General features: G+C 65.1%; 22 protein-coding genes. 19 read left to right on the top strand and 3 right to left on the bottom strand.

The window, feature by feature from the left end:
* Window positions 1–12: 12 nt before the first annotated feature.
* Complete coding sequence (locus BT183_RS06740; protein ID WP_072340131.1) at window positions 13–312, bottom strand: hypothetical protein; 300 nt, start codon at window positions 310–312, stop codon at window positions 13–15.
* 507 nt (window positions 313–819) lie between these two features.
* Between BT183_RS06740 and urtA the strand changes: the two genes are divergently transcribed.
* The 10 genes from urtA (at window position 820) to BT183_RS06790 (ending at window position 9,045) form a co-directional block, all read left to right on the top strand.
* On the top strand, window positions 820–2,118 hold the full coding sequence (gene urtA, locus BT183_RS06745) for an urea ABC transporter substrate-binding protein (protein ID WP_072340133.1): 1,299 nt from the start codon (window positions 820–822) through the stop codon (window positions 2,116–2,118).
* 105 nt (window positions 2,119–2,223) lie between these two features.
* Window positions 2,224–3,879: an urea ABC transporter permease subunit UrtB gene (gene urtB, locus BT183_RS06750; protein WP_072340135.1), complete on the top strand. Its 1,656-nt coding sequence runs from the start codon at window positions 2,224–2,226 to the stop codon at window positions 3,877–3,879.
* Window positions 3,880–4,054: 175 nt separating this feature from the next.
* Window positions 4,055–5,248 carry an urea ABC transporter permease subunit UrtC gene (gene urtC, locus BT183_RS06755; protein ID WP_072340137.1) on the top strand — a complete coding sequence of 398 codons (1,194 nt, stop codon included), beginning with the start codon at window positions 4,055–4,057 and terminating at the stop codon, window positions 5,246–5,248.
* Between the two features lie 3 nt (window positions 5,249–5,251).
* Window positions 5,252–6,001, top strand: a complete 750-nt coding sequence (gene urtD / locus BT183_RS06760) for an urea ABC transporter ATP-binding protein UrtD (protein WP_072340139.1) — start codon at window positions 5,252–5,254, stop codon at window positions 5,999–6,001.
* Window positions 6,002–6,107: 106 nt separating this feature from the next.
* Complete coding sequence (gene urtE / locus BT183_RS06765; RefSeq protein WP_072340141.1) at window positions 6,108–6,812, top strand: urea ABC transporter ATP-binding subunit UrtE; 705 nt, start codon at window positions 6,108–6,110, stop codon at window positions 6,810–6,812.
* Window positions 6,809–7,660, top strand: coding sequence for an urease accessory protein UreD (locus tag BT183_RS06770; protein WP_244545255.1), 852 nt, complete (start codon window positions 6,809–6,811; stop codon window positions 7,658–7,660). The genes urtE and BT183_RS06770 overlap by 4 nt, the downstream gene beginning before the upstream one ends.
* Window positions 7,661–7,672: 12 nt before the next feature.
* A complete protein-coding gene (locus BT183_RS06775; RefSeq protein WP_072340142.1) occupies window positions 7,673–7,975 on the top strand; it encodes an urease subunit gamma in 303 nt (100 codons plus the stop codon).
* Between the two features lie 4 nt (window positions 7,976–7,979).
* A complete protein-coding gene (locus tag BT183_RS06780; RefSeq protein ID WP_072340144.1) occupies window positions 7,980–8,231 on the top strand; it encodes a DUF1272 domain-containing protein in 252 nt (83 codons plus the stop codon).
* Between the two features lie 7 nt (window positions 8,232–8,238).
* Window positions 8,239–8,544, top strand: coding sequence for an urease subunit beta (locus tag BT183_RS06785; protein WP_072340146.1), 306 nt, complete (start codon window positions 8,239–8,241; stop codon window positions 8,542–8,544).
* A 102-nt stretch (window positions 8,545–8,646) separates the two neighbouring features.
* Window positions 8,647–9,045, top strand: coding sequence for a hypothetical protein (locus BT183_RS06790; protein ID WP_072340148.1), 399 nt, complete (start codon window positions 8,647–8,649; stop codon window positions 9,043–9,045).
* 61 nt (window positions 9,046–9,106) lie between these two features.
* Here the strand turns inward: BT183_RS06790 and BT183_RS06795 are convergent, their stop codons facing one another.
* On the bottom strand, window positions 9,107–9,931 hold the full coding sequence (locus BT183_RS06795; protein ID WP_072340150.1) for a c-type cytochrome: 825 nt from the start codon (window positions 9,929–9,931) through the stop codon (window positions 9,107–9,109).
* Between the two features lie 178 nt (window positions 9,932–10,109).
* Here BT183_RS06795 and ureC point away from each other — a divergent pair, with 178 nt between their 5' ends.
* From ureC to BT183_RS06840, 9 genes are all read left to right on the top strand, one after another.
* Window positions 10,110–11,819, top strand: coding sequence for an urease subunit alpha (gene ureC / locus BT183_RS06800; protein ID WP_072340152.1), 1,710 nt, complete (start codon window positions 10,110–10,112; stop codon window positions 11,817–11,819).
* Between the two features lie 103 nt (window positions 11,820–11,922).
* Entirely contained in the window at window positions 11,923–12,645 is a 723-nt protein-coding gene (locus tag BT183_RS06805; RefSeq protein ID WP_072340155.1) for a TIGR02117 family protein, read from the top strand.
* 65 nt (window positions 12,646–12,710) lie between these two features.
* Window positions 12,711–13,163: a DUF29 domain-containing protein gene (locus BT183_RS06810; RefSeq protein WP_072340157.1), complete on the top strand. Its 453-nt coding sequence runs from the start codon at window positions 12,711–12,713 to the stop codon at window positions 13,161–13,163.
* Between the two features lie 76 nt (window positions 13,164–13,239).
* Window positions 13,240–13,617 carry an MliC family protein gene (locus tag BT183_RS06815; RefSeq protein WP_072340159.1) on the top strand — a complete coding sequence of 126 codons (378 nt, stop codon included), beginning with the start codon at window positions 13,240–13,242 and terminating at the stop codon, window positions 13,615–13,617.
* 105 nt (window positions 13,618–13,722) lie between these two features.
* A complete protein-coding gene (locus tag BT183_RS06820; RefSeq protein ID WP_084603293.1) occupies window positions 13,723–14,226 on the top strand; it encodes an urease accessory protein UreE in 504 nt (167 codons plus the stop codon).
* Window positions 14,223–14,879: an urease accessory protein UreF gene (locus BT183_RS06825; RefSeq protein WP_072340162.1), complete on the top strand. Its 657-nt coding sequence runs from the start codon at window positions 14,223–14,225 to the stop codon at window positions 14,877–14,879. Before BT183_RS06820 ends, BT183_RS06825 begins: the two co-directional genes overlap by 4 nt.
* Window positions 14,876–15,307, top strand: a complete 432-nt coding sequence (locus tag BT183_RS06830) for a DUF3995 domain-containing protein (RefSeq protein ID WP_084603294.1) — start codon at window positions 14,876–14,878, stop codon at window positions 15,305–15,307. Before BT183_RS06825 ends, BT183_RS06830 begins: the two co-directional genes overlap by 4 nt.
* Window positions 15,304–15,936 (top strand): urease accessory protein UreG, encoded by a 633-nt coding sequence (gene ureG, locus BT183_RS06835; protein WP_072340166.1) that lies wholly within the window; start codon window positions 15,304–15,306, stop codon window positions 15,934–15,936. Before BT183_RS06830 ends, ureG begins: the two co-directional genes overlap by 4 nt.
* A gap of 9 nt (window positions 15,937–15,945) precedes the next feature.
* Complete coding sequence (locus BT183_RS06840) at window positions 15,946–16,419, top strand: GNAT family N-acetyltransferase (RefSeq protein WP_072340168.1); 474 nt, start codon at window positions 15,946–15,948, stop codon at window positions 16,417–16,419.
* Between the two features lie 846 nt (window positions 16,420–17,265).
* Here BT183_RS06840 and glgX read toward each other — a convergent pair.
* Window positions 17,266–19,266: a glycogen debranching protein GlgX gene (glgX, locus tag BT183_RS06845; protein WP_072340170.1), complete on the bottom strand. Its 2,001-nt coding sequence runs from the start codon at window positions 19,264–19,266 to the stop codon at window positions 17,266–17,268.
* Window position 19,267: the final 1 nt, after the last annotated feature.

The raw sequence follows: 19,267 nt of genomic DNA on the forward strand, positions 1-19,267 counted from the left end.
CCCGGCCCGCCGCTACCGGTGCTTGCCACCGGATTGGGACGTGCTCGACCTGTTTCCGCTCAGGATGCCGCTCAGCAGCGAATTGCCGCTGCCGATGCCGCTGAGGATCGAGCTGTTGTTGCCCACGGCCACCGTGTTGCCGTTGAGCACGTTGATATCGCGCGTGGTGAGCCCCACGACGGCCGAAGTCACGCCCGAAAGCAGCGACCCGGACTTTCCGCCATATCCGCCGTTTCCGAACAGACCACCGGCCTGGGCGGCGCCGGGCATGGCGAGAGCAGCGACGGTTGCAATGATGATGAGTGTTTTCATTTTCTGTTGTCTCCCTGTTGTTTGGCCTCGTCGACACCGGGATTAAGACAACATTAGGCATGATCAGCCAATACAAGGCACGCTGAATATGCGCATTATGCATTTAGCCGGGCAGTATTGGTTAATTCTGGCAGCAAAAAGGGCTCCGGGCGGCAAGGCCCGGAGCCCTTCGAGGCGTCGGTGCAAACAACCTCTGCCGAAGGCATGAATCCTTCGGTATCCGCAGTTTGCCACGGCGCGGCCATCCGGGTCCATGCCCCGACAGAACGCGGCAAGGCTCCGCGTCTCGAACCGCCTCTTTACCAATGATTAAATTGTAAGCAGCCCTCAGCACCGGTGCTCAGAGAACCGGCACCACGCCTCCGGATGGCCTATCCGGCGCGCTGGCCCGGCTCTCTCCGAAAATCGTAACAGTGAGCGAAATCAGGCCCTTAATGTTTTAGTCCTGCCGTGGCACGGGCCTTGCAAATACTCCAGCGGTGCAAACAACCACTGTCGGAGGTAAATATGACAGGACTGAACCGCAGCTTCGCTGGGCTCGGACTTGGAGTCGCATTCGCGCTCGGCGCGCTGGCCGCCGCGCCCGCAATGGCTCAGGAGACCATCAAGGTCGGCATCCTGCATTCGCTCTCGGGCACGATGGCGATTTCCGAAACAACTCTCAAAGACACGATGCTGTTCCTCATCGAACAGCAGAACGCAGCCGGTGGCGTGCTGGGCAAGCAGCTCGAGCCGGTCGTGGTCGACATCGCCTCCGACTGGCCGCTGGCCGCCGAACTCGCCCGCCAGCTGATCGAGGTCGACAATGTCGACGTGGTCTTCGGCTGCTGGACCTCGGTGTGCCGCAAGTCCGTGCTGCCGGTGTTCGAGGAGCTGAACTCGCTGCTCTTCTACCCCGTCCAGTACGAGGGCGAGGAAAGCCAGCGCAATGTCTTCTACACCGGCGCCTCGCCCAACCAGCAGGCCATCCCGGCGGTCGACTACCTCATGAACGAAGAAGGCGTCGAGCGCTGGGTTCTCGCCGGCACCGACTATGTCTACCCGCAGACCACCAACAAGATCCTCGAGCAATACCTCAAGGACAAGGGTGTCGCTGCCGAAGACATCATGATCAACTACACCCCGTTCGGCCATTCCGACTGGCAGACCATCGTCTCCGACATCAAGACCTTCGGCTCGGCTGGCAAGAAGACCGCCGTCGTCTCCACCATCAACGGCGACGCCAACGTGCCGTTCTACCGCGAACTGGGCAACCAGGGCGTCGCGGCCGAGGACATCCCCGTCGTCGCCTTCTCGGTGGGCGAAGAGGAGCTGTCGGGCTTCGACACCACCCCGCTGGTCGGGCACCTGGCCGCATGGAACTACTTCATGTCGGTCGATACCCCCGAAAACGCCGAGTTCATTGAAGCCTGGCAGACCTTCATTGGCTCCACCGACCGCGTCACCAACGACCCGATGGAAGCCCATTACATCGGCTTCAACCTCTGGGTTAAGGCCGTCGAGGCCGCCGGCTCCACCGAAGCCGATGCGGTGATCGACTCCATCGTCGGCCTCGAGACCCCGAACCTTACCGGCGGCACTGCCACCATGCTCGCCAACCACCACATCACCAAGCCTGTGCTGATCGGCGAAATCCAGGATGACGGACAGTTCTTCGTCGTCTGGGAGACCGAAGACCTCGTTCCGGGCGACGCCTGGTCCGATTTCCTCCCCGAATCCAAGATGCTCGAGGCCGATTGGACCGCCCCGATCAATTGCGGCAACTACAACACCGAGACCAAGACCTGCATCGGCTCCGCCAGCTGATGCCATCGTGACCAGGGAGCCGGCGCTCAGGCGCCGGTTCCCCCGCCATGCCCCGGGCGCCCGCCGCCCTAGCCCTTCGTCCCCCGGATCGGGAACCCGCCCCTGATGACGCCTGCCCGCTCCTTCATTGGCCTTGTTCTCTCCCTGCTGCTGCTTGCCGGCGCTACACCGCTGCGCGCGCAGGAAACAACGCCCGCCAACGCGATCACCGCGCCCGTGGCATCGGCCGCCACGGATCCGGCAGCGCTCGTCGCCGCCATGGGCGAAGCCAATCTCCGCGAACTCGGCGCCATCGTCACCGAGCTCGCCGCCACCGAGGACACAGCCGTCGTCCCGGCGCTCCAGGCGCTCGCTGCCGGCACGCTCTATCTCGACAAGGCCACCGGCGCCGTCGTGATCGTGGCCGGCGGTAATCGGCTCGATCCGCTGACCCAGGCGGTGATCGGCCCCGAATCCGCCGCCGACCTCACGCGCATCCGCGTCAACAACAGCCTGCGCCGCGACATCGCGGCTGCACTCGGCGCCATGACGCTGATGAACGACGACCCGCGCACCCGCATGAGCGCGGCCCGCGCCATGATGGCCAATGTCGACGATGCCAATCTGCCGCTCCTCGATGAAGCCATCGCCGCCGAGACCGACACCGCCGTCCGCGCCCTGATGCAGGTGGCGCGCGGGGTCACGCTCCTGCGCTCGGCCGACGCCAGCCTCGCCGACAAGCTCGCAGCCGTCCCCGTCGTCGCCCAGTCCGGCGAGCGCGACGCAGCCACCGTGCTCACCGCCGCCCGCGCCAATGCGCCCGCCGAGCTCGATGCCGCCATCGCCTCGGCCCTGGCCGGGCTCGAGCAGGAGCGGGCCGTGTGGAACGCGCTCCAGAATGTCTGGTTCGGCATTTCGCTCGGCTCGGTTCTTCTCCTCGCCGCCATCGGCCTTGCCATCACCTTCGGGGTCATGGGGGTCATCAACATGGCCCATGGCGAGATGGTGATGCTTGGCGCCTACACTACCTTCCTCGTGCAGCTCTTCATCCGCCAGAATTTCCCGGGCCTGCTCGATTATTCGCTGCTGATCGCCCTCCCCGCCGCCTTCCTCGTCACGGCGGCCATCGGTGTCGGCATCGAGCGCGGCATCATTCGCTGGCTCTACGGAAGGCCGCTGGAAACGCTGCTCGCCACCTGGGGCCTCTCGCTCATTCTGCAACAGGCGGTGCGCACCACATTCGGGCCGACCAACCAGATGGTGATCGCCCCCACCTGGATGTCGGGCTCCTTCCAGTTCTACGGCCTTTCGATCACCTATGGCCGGTTCTGGATCGTCATCTTCGCCATGATCGTCTTCGCGCTGCTTTTGCTGGTGCTCAACCGCACGGCGCTGGGCCTCCAGATGCGCGCCGTAACCCAGAACCGCCGCATGGCCTCGGCCATGGGCATCCGCACGCCTTTCGTCGATGCCATGACCTTCGGGCTCGGCTCGGGCATTGCCGGGCTCGCCGGCGTCGCCCTCACCCAGATCGACAACATCTCCCCCAATCTGGGGCAGAACTACATCATCGACAGCTTCATGGTCGTGGTGTTCGGCGGGGTCGGCAATCTCTGGGGCACGTTGGTGGGTGCCATGACGCTGGGCATCGCCAACAAGTTCCTCGAGCCCTATGCCGGCGCCGTGCTCGGCAAGATCCTCATCCTCGTGCTCATCATCCTCTTCATCCAGCGCCGCCCCCGCGGCCTCTTCGCCCTCAAGGGCCGGGCGGTGGAGCAGTGAGCGACCGAAGGGCTGCGATGCGTGCGTTTTCGTCCCGTCGCCCCTCAGGGGAGAGGGACAGGGTGAGGGGTGAATGCCCATCAGTTGGCCGCGGATCTGAACCCCTCATCCGGCGCTTCGCGCCACCTTCTCCCCTCAGGGGAGAAGGGAGACTGCGCCTCCGGAGTATCTGCCCATGCTGACCCAGGCCCTGTTTCGCGCCCTTGATCGCAAGGCGATCTGGCTCGTCGCCATCTTTGTCGGCCTTGCGATCGCCGTCCCGGCGCTCAACCTGCTCGTGCCGCCGGGCCAGTTCGGCCATGTGCCCACCTATATGGTGTCGCTCTTCGGCAAGTATCTGAGCTACGCCATCCTGGCCCTCGCGCTCGATCTCGTCTGGGGATATTGCGGCATTCTCTCGCTCGGCCACGGCGCCTTCTTCGCGCTCGGCGGCTATGCCATGGGCATGTATCTGATGCGCCAGATCGGCACGCGCGGGGTCTATGGCCACCCCACCCTGCCCGACTTCATGGTGTTCCTGAACTGGCGCGAGCTGCCCTGGTACTGGTGGGGCTTCGATAATTTCTGGTTCGCCGCGCTGATGGTCATGGCCGTGCCGGGGCTTCTCGCCTTCGTCTTCGGCTGGTTCGCCTTCCGCAGCCGCGTCACGGGCGTCTATCTCTCGATCATCACCCAGGCGATGACGTTTGCCCTGCTGCTTGCCTTCTTTCGCAACGACATGGGCTTTGGCGGCAATAACGGGCTGACCGACTTCAAGGATATCCTCGGCGTCCCGGTTCAGGCGCAGACCACCCGCGTCGCGCTCTTTGCCGCCACGGCTCTGTTCCTCGCCCTCTCGGTGCTCATCTGCTCGATGATCGTCAATTCCAAGCTCGGCAAGGTGATGGTCGCGGTGCGCGATGCCGAAAGCCGCACCCGCTTCATCGGCTACCGCGTCGAATATGTGAAGCTCTTCGCCTTCACCGTCTCGGCCATCATGGCGGGCATTGCCGGCGCGCTCTATGTGCCGCAGGTGGGCATCATCAACCCCGGCGAGTTCGAGCCCGGTAATTCCATCGAAGTGGTGATCTGGACCGCAGTCGGCGGGCGCGGCACCATCATCGGGCCCATCATCGGCGCCATCCTCGTCAATATGGGCAAATCCTACTTCACCGCCGCCCTGCCCGAATACTGGCTCTTTGCGCTCGGCGCCCTCTTCGTCTTCGTCACGCTGTTCATGCCCAAGGGCATTGTCGGGCTCGTCGGCCAGGCCCGCGCCATGCTGCAAAAGCGCGAGAACCGGCAGGCGCCGCCCGACCAGCCCGCTGCCCCGGCGCGCTCGGCAGCCGCCGAAGCCGGCATCGATGCCCAGCCCAAGCCCGCGGAGTAGACCATGAACGACGCACAGGACACGATGCTTTATCTCAACGGCGTCTCGGTGGCGTTCGATGGGTTCAAGGCCATCAACAACCTCTCGATCATCGTCCGCCCCGCCGAGATGCTCGCCATCATCGGCCCCAATGGCGCCGGCAAGACCACGATGATGGACATCATCACCGGCAAGACCCGGCCCGATGCCGGCGAGGTCTATTTCGACGGCCGCACCGACCTCACCCGGCTCGACGAGGCGGCCATCGCCAATCTCGGCATCGGCCGCAAGTTCCAGAAGCCGACCGTGTTCGAGAGCCAGACCGTCTGGAACAATATCGAGCTGGCGCTGAAGAAGCCGCGCGGCATCTTCCCCACCCTCTTTTATACCGCATCGAAGGCCGACATCGCCCGCATCGAGGAGATCCTCGAAACCGTCCGCCTCGCCCATCGCCGCGACGCGCTTGCCGCCGATCTCAGCCATGGGCAGAAGCAGTGGCTCGAAATCGGCATGCTCCTTGCGCAGGACCCCAAGCTCCTGCTCGTCGACGAACCCGTGGCCGGCATGACCGACAGCGAGACCGAGGAGACCGCCAAGCTGCTGAAATCGATCAGCGTGACGCGGTCTGTCGTCGTGGTCGAGCACGACATGAGCTTCGTGCGCGAGCTCGATACCCGCGTCGTCTGCCTCGCCGAGGGCTCTGTGCTGGCCGAAGGCTCGCTCGATCAGGTCAGCGCCAATCCCATCGTCATCGAACGCTATCTGGGCCGCTGATGCAGTCGATCCTGCACCCCCGGCACCATGTCTCCCACGCACCTCGCTCCACCTCCCCCTTCACGGGGGAGGCTGGGAGGGGGGCTGTCCCCGCAGGAGCCCAGTCATGAGCACCGCCCTCTCGATCCGCGCCATCAACCTGCATTACGGCGCCGCACAGGCGCTGCGCGGGGTCAGCATCGATTGCGCACCCGGCCGCATCACCGCCGTGCTCGGGCGCAACGGGGTGGGTAAATCCTCGACGCTCAGGGCCATCACCGGCATCAACTCGGTTTCGGCCGGCGAGATCGTCTTCGATAGCGAGACCCTCAGGAAGACCCCGCCCTACAAGCGCGCCCGAATGGGGCTCGGCTATGTGCCGCAGGGCCGCGAGATCTTCCCCCTGCTCACCGTCAGGGAGAACCTCGAGACCGGCTTTGCCGGCCTCAAGGGCAAGGACAAGTCCATTCCGGACTATATTTTCGAGCTGTTCCCCGTGCTCAAGTCGATGCTTGGGCGGCGGGGCGGCGACCTCTCGGGTGGCCAGCAGCAGCAGCTGGCAATCGGCCGTGCTCTGGTCACCCGACCCAAAGTGCTGGTGCTGGATGAACCCACCGAAGGCATCCAGCCCTCGATCATCAAGGATATCGGCCGCGCCCTGCAGTTCCTGCGCGACGAGAAATCCATGACCATCCTGCTCGTCGAGCAGTATCTCGATTTCTGCCGCGAGATCGCCGACGACATCTACGTCATGGATCGCGGCGAGATCATGCACAAGGGCCCCGCGAGCGATCTGGACAAGCCCGAGGTGCGCAGGCATCTGATGGTGTGACCAACTCCATGGGAGCCGCCGCCATCCGATTAGAGCCCACCGCCCCGCCCGTGATGCAGCGCGCCCGCGGTGCCGGCCGCATCCTCGTGGCCGGCGATGATGGCCGAACACGGCTCCGCACCCTCTATCAGGAGGGCTGCGCCAAGCTTCGCCTGCCCAATACCCATGACGGCTCGGTGCAGGCGGTGCTGATCAACACTGCCGGCGGGCTCACCGGCGGGGACCGCATCGACTGGCAGGCCGAGGCCGGCGCCCATGCCCGGCTCGTGCTCACCACCCAGGCCTGCGAGCGCCTCTACCGCTCCACCGGCCCCGATGCCGTGGTCGAGACCCGCCTCACCGTCGGCGAAAATGCCCGCATCGACTGGCTGCCGCAGGAAACCATCCTCTTTTCCGGCAGCCGCCTGCGACGCGCGCTTTCGGTCGATCTGGCACCCGACGCGACCTTCCTTGCCGTCGAATCCATCATCCTTGGGCGCGAGGCGATGGGCGAGGATGCGCGCGACGCCCATCTCTTCGACACCTGGCGTATCCGCGTTGGGGGTCGGCTCGTTCATGCCGAGGCCAACCGCATCGATGGCGACACCTGGTCGCGCGACGGGCTCGCGGCGCTGGCCGGCAACCGCGCCTTCGCCACCATCCTCCTGATCGCGCCCGATGCCGCCCGGCGGCTCGACGCCGTCCGCGCCCTCCTGCCGGCCAAATCCCTCAGCGCCGCAAGCGCGGTGGCCGGCCGCCTCGTCATCCGCGCTGCCGCACCCTCCGGCCTTGCCTTGCGGCGGATCATTGCGCCAATACTGAACCAACTCTCCGGCGCCGGCAGCCTGCCGCGCCTCTGGCACCTCTAGGACCCCTCGCCCATGAACCTCACGCCCCGCGAAAAGGACAAGCTGCTGATCGCCATGGCCGCCAACGTTGCGCGCCGCAGGCTCGAACGCGGCGTCAAGCTCAACCATCCCGAGGCGATCGCGCTCATCACCGATTTCGTCGTCGAAGGCGCCCGCGACGGCCGCCCGGTCGCCGAACTGATGGAAGCGGGCGCCCATGTCGTCACCCGAGCGCAGGTGATGGAAGGCATCGCCGAGATGATCCACGATGTGCAGGTCGAGGCCACCTTCCCCGATGGCACCAAGCTCGTCACCGTCCACCAGCCGATCCGCTAGCGCCATGCTCGAACTCCGCCCCTCCTGCGAATGCTGCGACAAGGATCTGCCGCCCGACGCGGCCGACGCCATGATCTGCAGCTTCGAATGCACCTTCTGCACCAGTTGCGTCGATGAAAAGCTCGGCGGCAGATGCCCCAATTGCGGCGGCAATTTCGTGCCCCGCCCGATCCGCCCGGCCGGCAAGCTGGCCAACAATCCCCCGTCCACAATCCGCGTGTTCAAGCCATCCGGCTGCGCGCCCAAGGCCGTGTGAATCAATCATGATCCCAGGCGAAATCATCCCCATGGCCGGCGATATCGAGCTTAATGCCGGTGCCGAGCAGATCACCATCGAAGTGGCCAATACCGGCGATCGCCCCATTCAGGTGGGCAGCCATTACCATTTCTACGAGACCAATGCCGGACTGCGCTTTGATCGCGAAAAGGCGCGCGGCATGCGGCTCGATATCGCCGCCGGCACCGCCGTGCGCTTCGAGCCCGGCCAGGCCCGCGAGGTGCGGCTCGTGCCGCTGTCGGGCGATCGCATCGTCCACGGCTTCCAGGGCAAGGTGATGGGCGCGCTCTGAGGCGGAACAGCGGGCAAAATCCCCCCGCCCCCGCCTCGGCCCCTTGCATCACGGGGCTGGTGATGACATTGGCTTGGGCCGACCGAGCAAATCGAGGCGCCGATGTCCCAGAAGCCCCTTCCCCTCAAGCACCGCCTCGCGGCGCAACTTGTCGATCTTTCCAATGGCGGCAAGCAGGATCGCGAGATTGCCGGGCTCGTGGGCGGGTTGGCCATGGCCATCGCCGACAAGCTCAAAAAGCCCGACTGGCTCGCCGCCAAGGCAGCCATGGGCGATGCCGAGCGCATGGTGCTGCTCGCCGATTTCGACAAGACCATCCCCGAGCGCCTCAAGCAGGGCCATGGCAAGCATGTCTATGCCATGCAGCTGCTCGGCATTTCGGTGGCCGTGGCCGGCGATCCCGATCCGGAACTGCGTGATGGCGAAAAGCTGCTCGACGACTATGTCGTGGCCGCCGAAAAGCTCTATCGCGCCGTCGATTCCGCCCGCAAGCGCGCCTGATCGGCGCGTCTCCGCCTCATAGTGACGGGGAAGGCCCTCGGCCTCCCCCCGCGGATCGGCCTCAGTCCTTGGGCTCGAGCGAGCGCAGATAGACCACGATGGCCTGCACGTCCTCGGGCTTCATCTTGGCGTAATAGGCATAGGCCATCGGCGGCATCATCGGATTGCCATCGGGCCGCACGCCGGCCGTGATCATCTTGGCGATGTCTTCATCCGAGTAGTCGGCGAGCCCCGTCGGGGTGATGTTGGGCGACACCGAAATGCCCCACGGCCCGTGGAATTCGTTGCCGCCCGCGCCCAGCGACGTCTCGAACTGCGCGATGCCGTTCTCCATCGGGGTGTGGCAGACGATGCAGTGGCCGAGGGGACCCGCGAGATATTCGCCATACTCCGCAGTCACGCCCTCGGGGATCGACGCCACGCTGGTGATCGGCGGGCCATAGGCCGGCGGCAGAGGCATGCGATAGGTCGACGTGCCGGGGTCGTTCTCCACCGCCGGCACCGTGCGCAGATACTGCACGATGGAGGCGAGGTCGTCGTCCGAAATGCCCTTGTAGACCTCGAACGGCATCGGCGGCCCGATCAGGCTGCCATCGGGGCGGATGCCCTCGCGAATCGCCCGCGCCAGCTCCGCATCGCTCCAACCGCTGATCCGGCTCGCCGGCGTGATGTTGGGCGCGATCGCGGTGAAGGCCTCGACATCTTCCACCAGGCGCCCGCTCAGCGCCTTGGTCTCATCGAAGCCCTGCGGCCCGATAGGTGTGTGGCAGCTGCCGCACGCCCCGATCGATGTCACGATATATTCGCCCCGCTCGACGCTGGGGGCGGCCTGCGCGCCGGCAATGGTCGCAGCAAGCCCTGCGGCTGCCAAAGCAATTGATTTCATTATCGTCGTCCCTCTCCAAGACCGCGACACAATGCCTCGGATCGGTCCGAAAATAAATTTGAATTTCGTCTTCAGCTTTATCTGTATTGCGGCCATTCGCCGAATTTTTTGGCAGGGTGCTGGACAGCCTCATCGTTAGGCGGTGATATGCGGCTCCTGCCTTACGCCCGAGGTTTTCATGCCTGCCCGCATCTCCCGCGCCACCTATGCCGACATGTATGGCCCCACCACCGGCGACCGCGTCCGCCTCGCCGATACGGAGCTCATCATCGAGGTGGAGAAGGATTTCACCACCTATGGAGAAGAGGTGAAGTTCGGCGGCGGCAAGGTCATCCGCGACGGCATGGGCCAGTCGCAGCGCACGCGCGCCGAGGGCGCCGTCGATACCGTCATTACCAATGCGCTCGTCGTCGATGTCACCGGCATCTACAAGGCCGATATCGGCTTGAAGGATGGGCGCATCGTCGGCATCGGCAAGGCAGGCAATCCCGATACCCAGCCCGGCGTCACCATCATCATCGGGCCTTCCACCGAGGCCATCGCGGGCGAAGGCAAGATCCTCACCGCCGGCGGCATGGATGCCCATATTCACTTCATCTGCCCCCAGCAGATCGAGGAAGCGCTGATGTCGGGCGTCACCACCATGCTGGGCGGCGGCTCGGGCCCGGCTCATGGCACGCTCGCCACCACCTGCACAGGCGCCTGGCATATCGAGCGCATGCTCGAAAGCTTCGATGCCTTCCCGATGAATCTGGCGCTCGCCGGCAAGGGCAATGCCAGCCGGGCCGCTCCGCTCGAGGAGATGATCCTCTCGGGCGCCTCCTGCCTCAAGCTGCACGAGGATTGGGGCACCACCCCCGCTGCCATCGACAACTGCCTCACGGTTGCCGACGCCTTCGACGTGCAGGTGATGATCCACACCGATACGCTCAATGAGAGCGGTTTCGTGGAAGACACCGTGGCCGCCTTCAAGGGCCGCACCATCCACGCTTTCCACACCGAGGGTGCCGGCGGCGGGCATGCGCCCGACATCATCAAGGTGGCGGGGCTGCCCAACGTCATCCCCTCCTCCACCAACCCGACGCGGCCCTATACCCGCAACACCATCGCCGAGCATCTCGATATGCTGATGGTGTGCCACCACCTCTCGCCCTCCATTCCCGAAGACGTCGCCTTCGCCGAAAGCCGCATCCGCAAGGAGACGATCGCCGCAGAAGATATCCTGCACGATATCGGCGCCTTCTCGGTCATCTCCTCCGATAGCCAGGCCATGGGCCGCGTCGGCGAAGTGTTGATCCGCACCTGGCAGACGGCCGACAAGATGAAGCGCCAGCGCGGCAAGCTGCCGGAGGAAAAGGGCGACAACGACAATTTCCGCGTCCGCCGCTATATCGCCAAATACACCATCAACCCCGCCATCGCGCATGGGCTTTCGGCCCATATCGGCTCGGTCGAAGTGGGCAAGCGCGCCGACCTCGTGCTCTGGAACCCGGCCTTTTTCGGCGTGAAGCCCGAAATGGTCCTGCTCGGCGGCGTCATCGCGGCCGCTCCGATGGGCGATCCCAACGCCTCCATTCCCACCCCGCAGCCCATGCATTACCGCCCGATGTTCGGCGCCTATGGCAAGTCGGTGTCGCGCTCCTCGGTCACCTTCGTTTCCCGCGCCGCCCATGAGGCGGGTCTCCGCGCCCGCCTCGGCGTCGAAAAAACCATGCTTCCGGTCGAAAACACCCGCTCGGGCATCGGCAAGGCCGCAATGCTCCTCAACGACGCCACCCCCCATATCGAAGTCGACCCCGAAACCTACGAAGTCCGCGCCGACGGCATCCTCCTCACCTGCGAACCAGCCACTGTACTCCCCATGGCCCAGCGGTATTTTTTGTTCTGATCTGGTCGTCGCCTTGATGGCTGCGTGATTGTGGGAAGCATTCGCGCAGTATCTTCTACGTACCGCTACTGCTATCCTTCCACCGATTGGGGGATAGAGAGCAGTGCGCGCGTTTAGATCTGCCGGCGCCCGTCTTCTACGTGCGCTTGGATGCCTTTGCGTCGGCCTCTGCGGAGCGGCTGCAAGCCTTGTCGGCCTTGCCCTCCTGGGCATGGTCGTGCCGCACCCGTCGACCGCCCGGTTCGCAGACGCGCCGCGGCCCCATCAGGTGCTGGTCATCGCCAACACCATCCACACCGACCTCGCCATCCCCGTCGATCCGCGCTCCCTTGCGACTTTCGCGGAGCTCGCTGGCACCGACCTGCCCATTCATCATCCCGACGCGCAATGGCTGCTTTTCGGCTGGGGTGGGCGCTCATTCTATCTCGAAACGCCCACGCTGGCCGATATCCGGCCGGGCCCGCTCTTCCGCGCGCTGACGCTCGACAGCTCCGTCATGCATGTCGACGTTCTGGGCGCACTCGATCCAAACTATCCGGGCGTCACCACACTGGCGCTCACCGACGATGCCTATTCCGCTCTTCTTTCGGCTATCTCCCAGAGCTTTCTCAGGCGAGACGACGCGATCGTGCCGATCGAGGGCTATTCGTTCGGCGCCGTGGACCGGTTCTACGAAGCAAATGGCCTCTTCAACGCCTTTGCCGGCTGCAATACCTGGACGGCGCGGATGCTGCGGTCCGCAGGCATCGCTACGGGCCTGTGGAATGCACTGCCCTCCTCCCTCGAGACATCGCTGCGCTGGTTCAATCGGGAGGCACTGGATTGAGCCGTCGCGGGGCGGCAAATTCTTTGCTGTTCTGATCGTCCGCTTCTAGCGCTATACTGCCGTCCATGAACAGGATCGATCCTAGGCGGACTGCGGGTTACGATGAGGATTTCGCGCTCTGGAGCGCGGAACAGGCTGCGCTTTTGCGCGCGGGCCGGCTCGACCGCATCGATCTCGAAAACGTCGCCGAGGAGATCGCGAGCTTGGGGCGAAGTGACAAAAGGGAAATCGCCAGCCGCCTTGTGGTGCTCATTGCGCACCTGCTGAAATACCGGTTCCAGCCATCAGCGCGCAGCAACAGCTGGCGCGCCACGATCCTCGGACAGCGAATGGCAATTGCGGGCCTGATTGAGGATAGTCCCAGTCTCCGCGCCTATCCAGGCACGATGATCGACAGGCAATACCGATTGGCAAGGCTAGAAGCGTCCGGAGAAACCGACCTTCCCGAGCACACCTTCCCCGAAACCTGCCCCTGGACCATCGCCCAGATCCTCGACCCCGATTTCCTGCCCGAGTAGCCGGACCACCGCCACACGCCGGCCGCTTTTGCAGTATGCGGTGGCTGCTTCGGTACCGATCCGCAGGGACGACATCATGAAGACGCCGCTTGCCGCCGCCCTCGCGCTTTGCCTTTCCCTCTGCGCCCTCCCCGCCGCGGCGGTCGAGGCCCCGCTGATCCTCAGCCTCGGGGCCGCTGGCAACGCCGAACGCAATGTGGTGCGCTACGAATGCGAGGATGGGGTGGAGCGTGTCGTCACCTACATCAATGCCGCCCCCAACTTCCTCGCGCTGGTTTCCATCGAGGAGCAGACTTTTGTCATGGCCGCCGGGCTTGCCGCATCGGGCGTTCGCTATGCCGCCGGCCAATATGCCTGGTGGTCTGCCGGCCCCGAGGCCGATCTTTACGATCTGACAGAGGGCGAGGATGCCGCCCCCATCGCCCATTGCTTCGAGATCACCGAAACGCCTTGAGCCCTGCGGCGTTCTCGCGGGTCCGTCTCGCGCTTGTGGAATTTACTTTCCCTTCCACCGCTCTAAAGTGACTTTCGGGTGGGAAGCCCGAACCTGAGAGTGCCCATGCCTGAGACGTTCCGCGCCATCCGCTATCTGGCGCCCGACCCCGCAGCCAGCTGCTGGGATGTTCTGGTGCTCAAGAGCGACGAGCGCCGCGTCCGCCGCCGCCGGCTCGAGCTGGTGCATGGCGATTTCGTGCTGGTCGATTTCCCCGAAACCATCGATCTCGAAGACAATGGCAGGCTCGAGCTCGAGGACGGGCGCTTCGTCGGCATTTCGGCAGCCGAGGAGCTGCTCTACGAGATCCGGGCGAAGGATCCGGTGCATCTCATGCAGCTCTGCTGGCACCTGGGCAACCGCCACACCCCCACCCAGATCGCGCGCGAGTGGGATGGCCTCGGCCAGCGCATCCTGATCCGCCGGGACCATGTGCTGCGCCGCATGCTCGAACAGCTGGGCGCCACCGTCACCGAGATCAGCGAGCCTTTCTCGCCCGTCGCCGGGGCCTATCACGGCCATGGCGAGCATGATCATGGCGACAAGAGCCACGCCCTCCTCAATCGATGAGCGCGCCCCTCCAGAAGCTTCTTGCCTGGCTCTCGCCCGCCTTTCCCATCGGCGCCTTCGCCTGGTCGGCCGGACTTGAATCGGCAATTGCGGAAGGCGCCGTAAGCGATTCCGCCACCACGCGAAACTGGATCGAGACGGCGCTCCGCGTCGGGGGACTGCGCACCGACGCCACCCTTTGCGCCCGCGCCTGGGATGCCGCGGCGCGCGCTGAGGACCTCGCCGCCATCGCCGATCTCGCCATCGCCCTCGTGCCGGCCGCCGAGCGGCTGGCCGAGACCATTGCGATGGGCGAGGCCTTCGCAACCGCCGCGCGGGCCTGGCCCTCCGATGTGTTCGCGCGCCTGCCCCGCCCCTGCCCCTATCCGGTCGCCGTCGGCGCCATCGGGGCCGCCCATGATGTGCCGCGCGAGGCGGCCATCACCGCCTTTCTTGCTGCCACCGTCCATGGCCAGATTTCGGTCGCGGTCCGCCTCGTGCCTATCGGGCAGACCGATGGGCTGAGGATCCTTGCCGCCCTCGAGCCCGTCATTGCCGAGATCGCCGCCGAGGCCGCGGCGACCGCGCTGGACGATATCGGCGCCATGGGCTACGCCGCAGATATCGCGCAGATGCGCCACGAGACCCAGACAACGCGAATCTTCCGCTCATGAGCATGCTTCTCGCCGCCCTCGTCTTCATCCCGCTCCTCGCCGTCGCCATGGGCTATGCGCTCTGGAGCGTGGGCGCCACCTGGCCGATCCGCAACCAGGAGCTTCTGGCCAAGACGGTGGTCGGCACGCCCGGCATCACCCGGATGCCTTCGCGCTGGACATCTCTACTCGCTGCCATTCTCACCCTTGGCGCCGGCATCACCGCCCTGTCTCTGGCCGATCACGACAGCGGCGGAACCTGGCTCACCCTTCTGGGCATCGTCTGCGCCGCCGCCTTCCTCGCCCGGGGCTGGGCGGGTTATCGGCCGGAATGGCGCCGCCGCTATTCCGAAATGCCCTTTGCCGATCTCGACCGCCGGGTCTACTCTCCGGGGGCCCTCGCCATCGGCCTGGGCTTTGTCGCTCTCGTGATCATGAGGCTTTTATGAGCTCCCTCAACGGCCCCCTGCGCGTCGGCATCGGCGGCCCGGTCGGCTCGGGCAAGACCACGCTCTGCGAGATGCTGCTCAAGGCGATGCGTGACCGCTATTCCATGGCGGTCGTCACCAACGACATCTATACTCGCGAGGATGCCCTCATCCTCTCGCGCGTGCAGGCGATTTCGGAAGACCGCATCGTCGGGGTCGAAACCGGCGGCTGCCCGCACACCGCCATCCGCGAGGATGCTTCGCTCAACCTCGCAGCCATCGCCGATCTCAATGCCCGCTTCCCCGATCTCGATATCATCCTGATCGAATCAGGCGGCGACAATCTTGCCGCCACCTTCTCGCCCGATCTCGCCGACATCACGCTCTACGTCATCTCGGTGGCCCAAGGCGAAAAAGTGCCGCGCAAGGGCGGCCCGGCCATTTCCCGCTCCGATCTCCTCGTCATCACCCACACCGACCTGGCCGAGCATGTGCATGCCAGCCTCGCGGTCATGGAGGCCGACACCATCAAGGTGCGCGAAGGCCGGCCGTATGTCTTCACCGACCTGTTGCGCCGCGAAAACCTCGAGGAAATCATCGCCTTCATCGAAACCATGGGCGGGCTGACCACGGCCCGCGCGGCGGAATAGCGGCAGGCCATGGCTGACGAGGCTGTCTTCCTGCGGCGGCCTCTGCTCGCCGCCCATCCCGCACCCTTCCCGGCCTGGCCCGATGGCTTCGCCCTGTTCGGCCTCGCCGAGGGCGAAGAGCCCATCGTCCACGCCCTGCTCCGCGCGGCTCATGGCGAGGCCTCGACCCATCTCGCCGACCCGGCAGACTGGTGGGCCCAGATCACCCGCGATCCCGAATTTTCCCGCGATCTCTGCCTTGTCGTGCGCGACGCCACCCGCGCGCCCGTCGGCTTCGCCCTGTGCTGGAGCGGCGGGTTCATCGCCGAGATCGCGGTGGAACAAGGCGTACGCGGCAGGGGCCTCGGCGAAAACCTCCTCCGCGCCTGCCTAAAGGCGCTAGAACGCCTCGGCGCCCCCCACGCCCGCCTCCGCTGCCAGGTCGAACCAGAAGACGGCCCCCTCCGCTCCGCCGCCGCGCGACTGGGCTTTGTGGCGGAATAGGCGGGGCGGAATTATAAACCAGCGCGCCCGTCGGCCCCATGGTTCGAGACGCGGCTAAAGCCGCTCCTCACCATGAGATTTCTTACGAACTTCATACAGGTCCTCACCCTGAGGAGCGCCAACGGCGCGTCTCGAAGGGCGACGACCGTGGTCCCCGCCCCCTCGCCACTCCCTACGTCGTTCCTACGAAAGCAGGAACCTCCGTTGGCGATGCAGATCCGGTCAACAAAGACTGCTGCTTCCCCAAGGAACGACCTGGGTCAATACGACTCTCCTCTCGGCCTCTCCACCATCCCGCATGCCTCGGCTCCTGCGTCCCCTCTCCCTTTGGGGGAGAGGGCCAGGGTGAGGGGGCCTTGCCGCTTGCGCCATCGCAAGGCCCCCTCACCCGGCCTACAGCCGACCTCTCCCCCAAAGGGAGAGGTGAAGAAAGCTCTGAAAGTGAGAAGACCCGCACAAGCAATAGGGCCGACTGCTGCATCCTCTGAGGCAGACGTCGTTCCTGCGAAAGCAGGAGCCTCAATTTGCGATGCGAATCCGGTAACAGAGGTTCCTGCTTTCGGAGGAACGACCTGGTGGGGTGGCGTATTAAGTCGCTCCCGCCCCCATGGTTCGAGACGCGGCTAAAGCCGCTCCTCACCATGAGGTCTCTCAACTATCGCGTATGCACCGGCTCCAGCGTCCGCTCTCCCCTCATGGTCTTCTCCCCTCAAATCGCTCCGGTGGAGCGATTTGAGGGGAGAAGACCATGAGAGCTACGCTCGAATGGCGTGAGGGACAGGGTGAGGGGCCCAGCTGCTTGCGCGATCGCAAGGCGCCCTCTCCCAGCCTGCCAAACACCAGCCCTCAGCCCGCCGGCACCAGCACCACCACCGAGCGGGCGGGGACCTTTGCACGACCATCGGCGATCGTTACCTCAGCGCTGTCGTCGGACTGCAGACCGACTACCCACTCGCCCTCAGGCAGCCCGCAATCCACCGCGTCGATCCAGCGGTTGAACCACACCAGCACCCGGTCGCCATCCACGTCGAGCAGCATGCCGAGAACCGAACCACCGGCGTCCGACCAGTCGCCCTCGGTCATCTCGCGTCCGTCGGGGTGCAGCCACACCACGTCGCGCTGCCCGTCATGGTCTTCGCCATTGAGGAAGCGGTCGGTGGTCAGCGCCGGATGCGCCTTGCGGAACGCGTGCAGGCCGGCGACAAAATCGACGAGGTTGCCGTCGGCATTTTCCCAGTCGACCCAGGTGATCTCGTTGTCCTGAGCATAGGCGTTGTTGTTGCCGCCCTGGCTGCGGCCCATCTCGTCGCCCTGCTGGATCATCGGAATGCCGCGCGACATGAAGAGCGTCGCCAGCATGGCGCGAATGTCGCGCTTGCGGGCAGCGATTACACCCTCGTCCTCGGTCGGGCCTTCGACACCGCAATTCCACGAGGAATTGTGGCTGTGGCCATCACGATTGTTCTCGCCATTGGCCTCATTGTGCTTGTCGTTGTAGCTCACCACGTCGGCAAGCGTGAACCCGTCATGCACGGCGAGGAAATTGACGCCATGGCTCGGCTTGCGACCGGCATGGTTGAAGACTTCGGCCGATCCCGCGACCTTGCCAGCCAGCGCTCCGAGCTTGCTGTCGTCGCCGCGCCAGAACGAGCGGATATCGTCGCGATAGGTGTCGTTCCACTCGCGGAACTCGTCGCCGAACTGTCCGAGCTGATAGCCGCCCGGGCCCGGATCCCAAGGCTCGGCCACCAGCAGGCACTGGCTCAGCAGCGGATCGGCCTTGATCGCCTTGATCATTTCGGCTTCGGGGTTGAAGGCCGGCTCGCGGCCCAGCACCGGCGCCAGGTCGAAGCGGAAGCCGGTCACCCCCATCTCCTCGACCCAGTAGCGCAGCGAATCGATCACCAGCCTCTGGGTTGCGGGATGGTCGCAGCGCAGGGTGTTACCCGTGCCGGAATCGTTGACGAGGTGCTGCTTTCCGTCCACTTCCACGAAGCGGTAATAGGTCTTGGCGTCGAGCCCCATCAGGCTCAGCATCGGCCCGTTGGCATCGCCCTCCCCGGTATGGTTGTAGACCACGTCGAGGATCACCGAGATGCCGTTTTCGCGGTAAAGGTCCGTCATCACCCGCAATTCCTGCGGTCCGCGCGGCGCCAGCCGCGGGTCGATGGCGAAATAGGTCACCGGGTTATAGCCCCAGGCATTGGTCAGCCCCAGCGAGGGCAGGTGCCCGTCATCCACCCATGCCGCAATCGGCATGAACTCGATGGTGTCGACGCCCAGATATTTGAAATGATCGATGACACGCTGGGTCGAGAATGCCGCGATCGAACCACGCAGCGGCCCCTGCACGCTCGGGTGCCGCATGGTGAAGCCGCGCACATTGAGCTCGTAGACGAGCTCGGGAATATCCTTGCGCGGTTCGGCCGAGGGATTGCGATGGCCGATCACGATGGCCTTGGGCACGAGCGGCGCCGTATCCACCGCATCCTCGCGCGGCAGCCGCAGGCGCGGCGAGCGCACGAACACGCGGTCGATGCGCTTGGCATAGGGGTCGACGAGCAGCTTGTTGGGGTCGAAGAACAGCCCCTGGTCGGGAATATACTCGCCATCGGCGCGCAGCCCGTAGCGCGTTCCGGCATCGACGCCTTCGATCAGCACCGCATGCACATGGTTCTCATGCACGTCGGTCTCGATGCGCGCGATCTCCTCGTCCATCTCGTTGAAGATGGAAATCCAGATCGCTGAGGCCGTCTCGGAATAGACGGCAAAATTCACGCCCTCGGGCACGACGGTCGCGCCGAGCTGGTCGGTGCGCCCGCCGCCGGGGATGGGCTTTATGGTCATG

This window comes from Devosia enhydra, assembly GCF_900119845.1.
Classification (GTDB): Bacteria; Pseudomonadota; Alphaproteobacteria; order Rhizobiales; family Devosiaceae; genus FPKU01.

Coding starts and splice junctions, on each gene's coding strand:
- BT183_RS06740 (WP_072340131.1), bottom strand. CDS start 312: ATGAAAACACTCATCATCATTGCAACCGTCGCTGCTCTCGCCATGCCC.
- BT183_RS06775 (WP_072340142.1), top strand. CDS start 7,673: ATGAACCTCACGCCCCGCGAAAAGGACAAGCTGCTGATCGCCATGGCC.
- BT183_RS06840 (WP_072340168.1), top strand. CDS start 15,946: ATGGCTGACGAGGCTGTCTTCCTGCGGCGGCCTCTGCTCGCCGCCCAT.
- BT183_RS06820 (WP_084603293.1), top strand. CDS start 13,723: ATGCCTGAGACGTTCCGCGCCATCCGCTATCTGGCGCCCGACCCCGCA.
- urtE (WP_072340141.1), top strand. CDS start 6,108: ATGAGCACCGCCCTCTCGATCCGCGCCATCAACCTGCATTACGGCGCC.
- urtB (WP_072340135.1), top strand. CDS start 2,224: ATGACGCCTGCCCGCTCCTTCATTGGCCTTGTTCTCTCCCTGCTGCTG.
- BT183_RS06825 (WP_072340162.1), top strand. CDS start 14,223: ATGAGCGCGCCCCTCCAGAAGCTTCTTGCCTGGCTCTCGCCCGCCTTT.
- BT183_RS06815 (WP_072340159.1), top strand. CDS start 13,240: ATGAAGACGCCGCTTGCCGCCGCCCTCGCGCTTTGCCTTTCCCTCTGC.
- ureC (WP_072340152.1), top strand. CDS start 10,110: ATGCCTGCCCGCATCTCCCGCGCCACCTATGCCGACATGTATGGCCCC.
- urtA (WP_072340133.1), top strand. CDS start 820: ATGACAGGACTGAACCGCAGCTTCGCTGGGCTCGGACTTGGAGTCGCA.
- urtD (WP_072340139.1), top strand. CDS start 5,252: ATGAACGACGCACAGGACACGATGCTTTATCTCAACGGCGTCTCGGTG.
- BT183_RS06790 (WP_072340148.1), top strand. CDS start 8,647: ATGTCCCAGAAGCCCCTTCCCCTCAAGCACCGCCTCGCGGCGCAACTT.
- BT183_RS06780 (WP_072340144.1), top strand. CDS start 7,980: ATGCTCGAACTCCGCCCCTCCTGCGAATGCTGCGACAAGGATCTGCCG.
- BT183_RS06830 (WP_084603294.1), top strand. CDS start 14,876: ATGAGCATGCTTCTCGCCGCCCTCGTCTTCATCCCGCTCCTCGCCGTC.
- BT183_RS06810 (WP_072340157.1), top strand. CDS start 12,711: ATGAACAGGATCGATCCTAGGCGGACTGCGGGTTACGATGAGGATTTC.
- BT183_RS06785 (WP_072340146.1), top strand. CDS start 8,239: ATGATCCCAGGCGAAATCATCCCCATGGCCGGCGATATCGAGCTTAAT.
- ureG (WP_072340166.1), top strand. CDS start 15,304: ATGAGCTCCCTCAACGGCCCCCTGCGCGTCGGCATCGGCGGCCCGGTC.
- BT183_RS06795 (WP_072340150.1), bottom strand. CDS start 9,931: ATGAAATCAATTGCTTTGGCAGCCGCAGGGCTTGCTGCGACCATTGCC.
- glgX (WP_072340170.1), bottom strand. CDS start 19,266: ATGACCATAAAGCCCATCCCCGGCGGCGGGCGCACCGACCAGCTCGGC.
- urtC (WP_072340137.1), top strand. CDS start 4,055: ATGCTGACCCAGGCCCTGTTTCGCGCCCTTGATCGCAAGGCGATCTGG.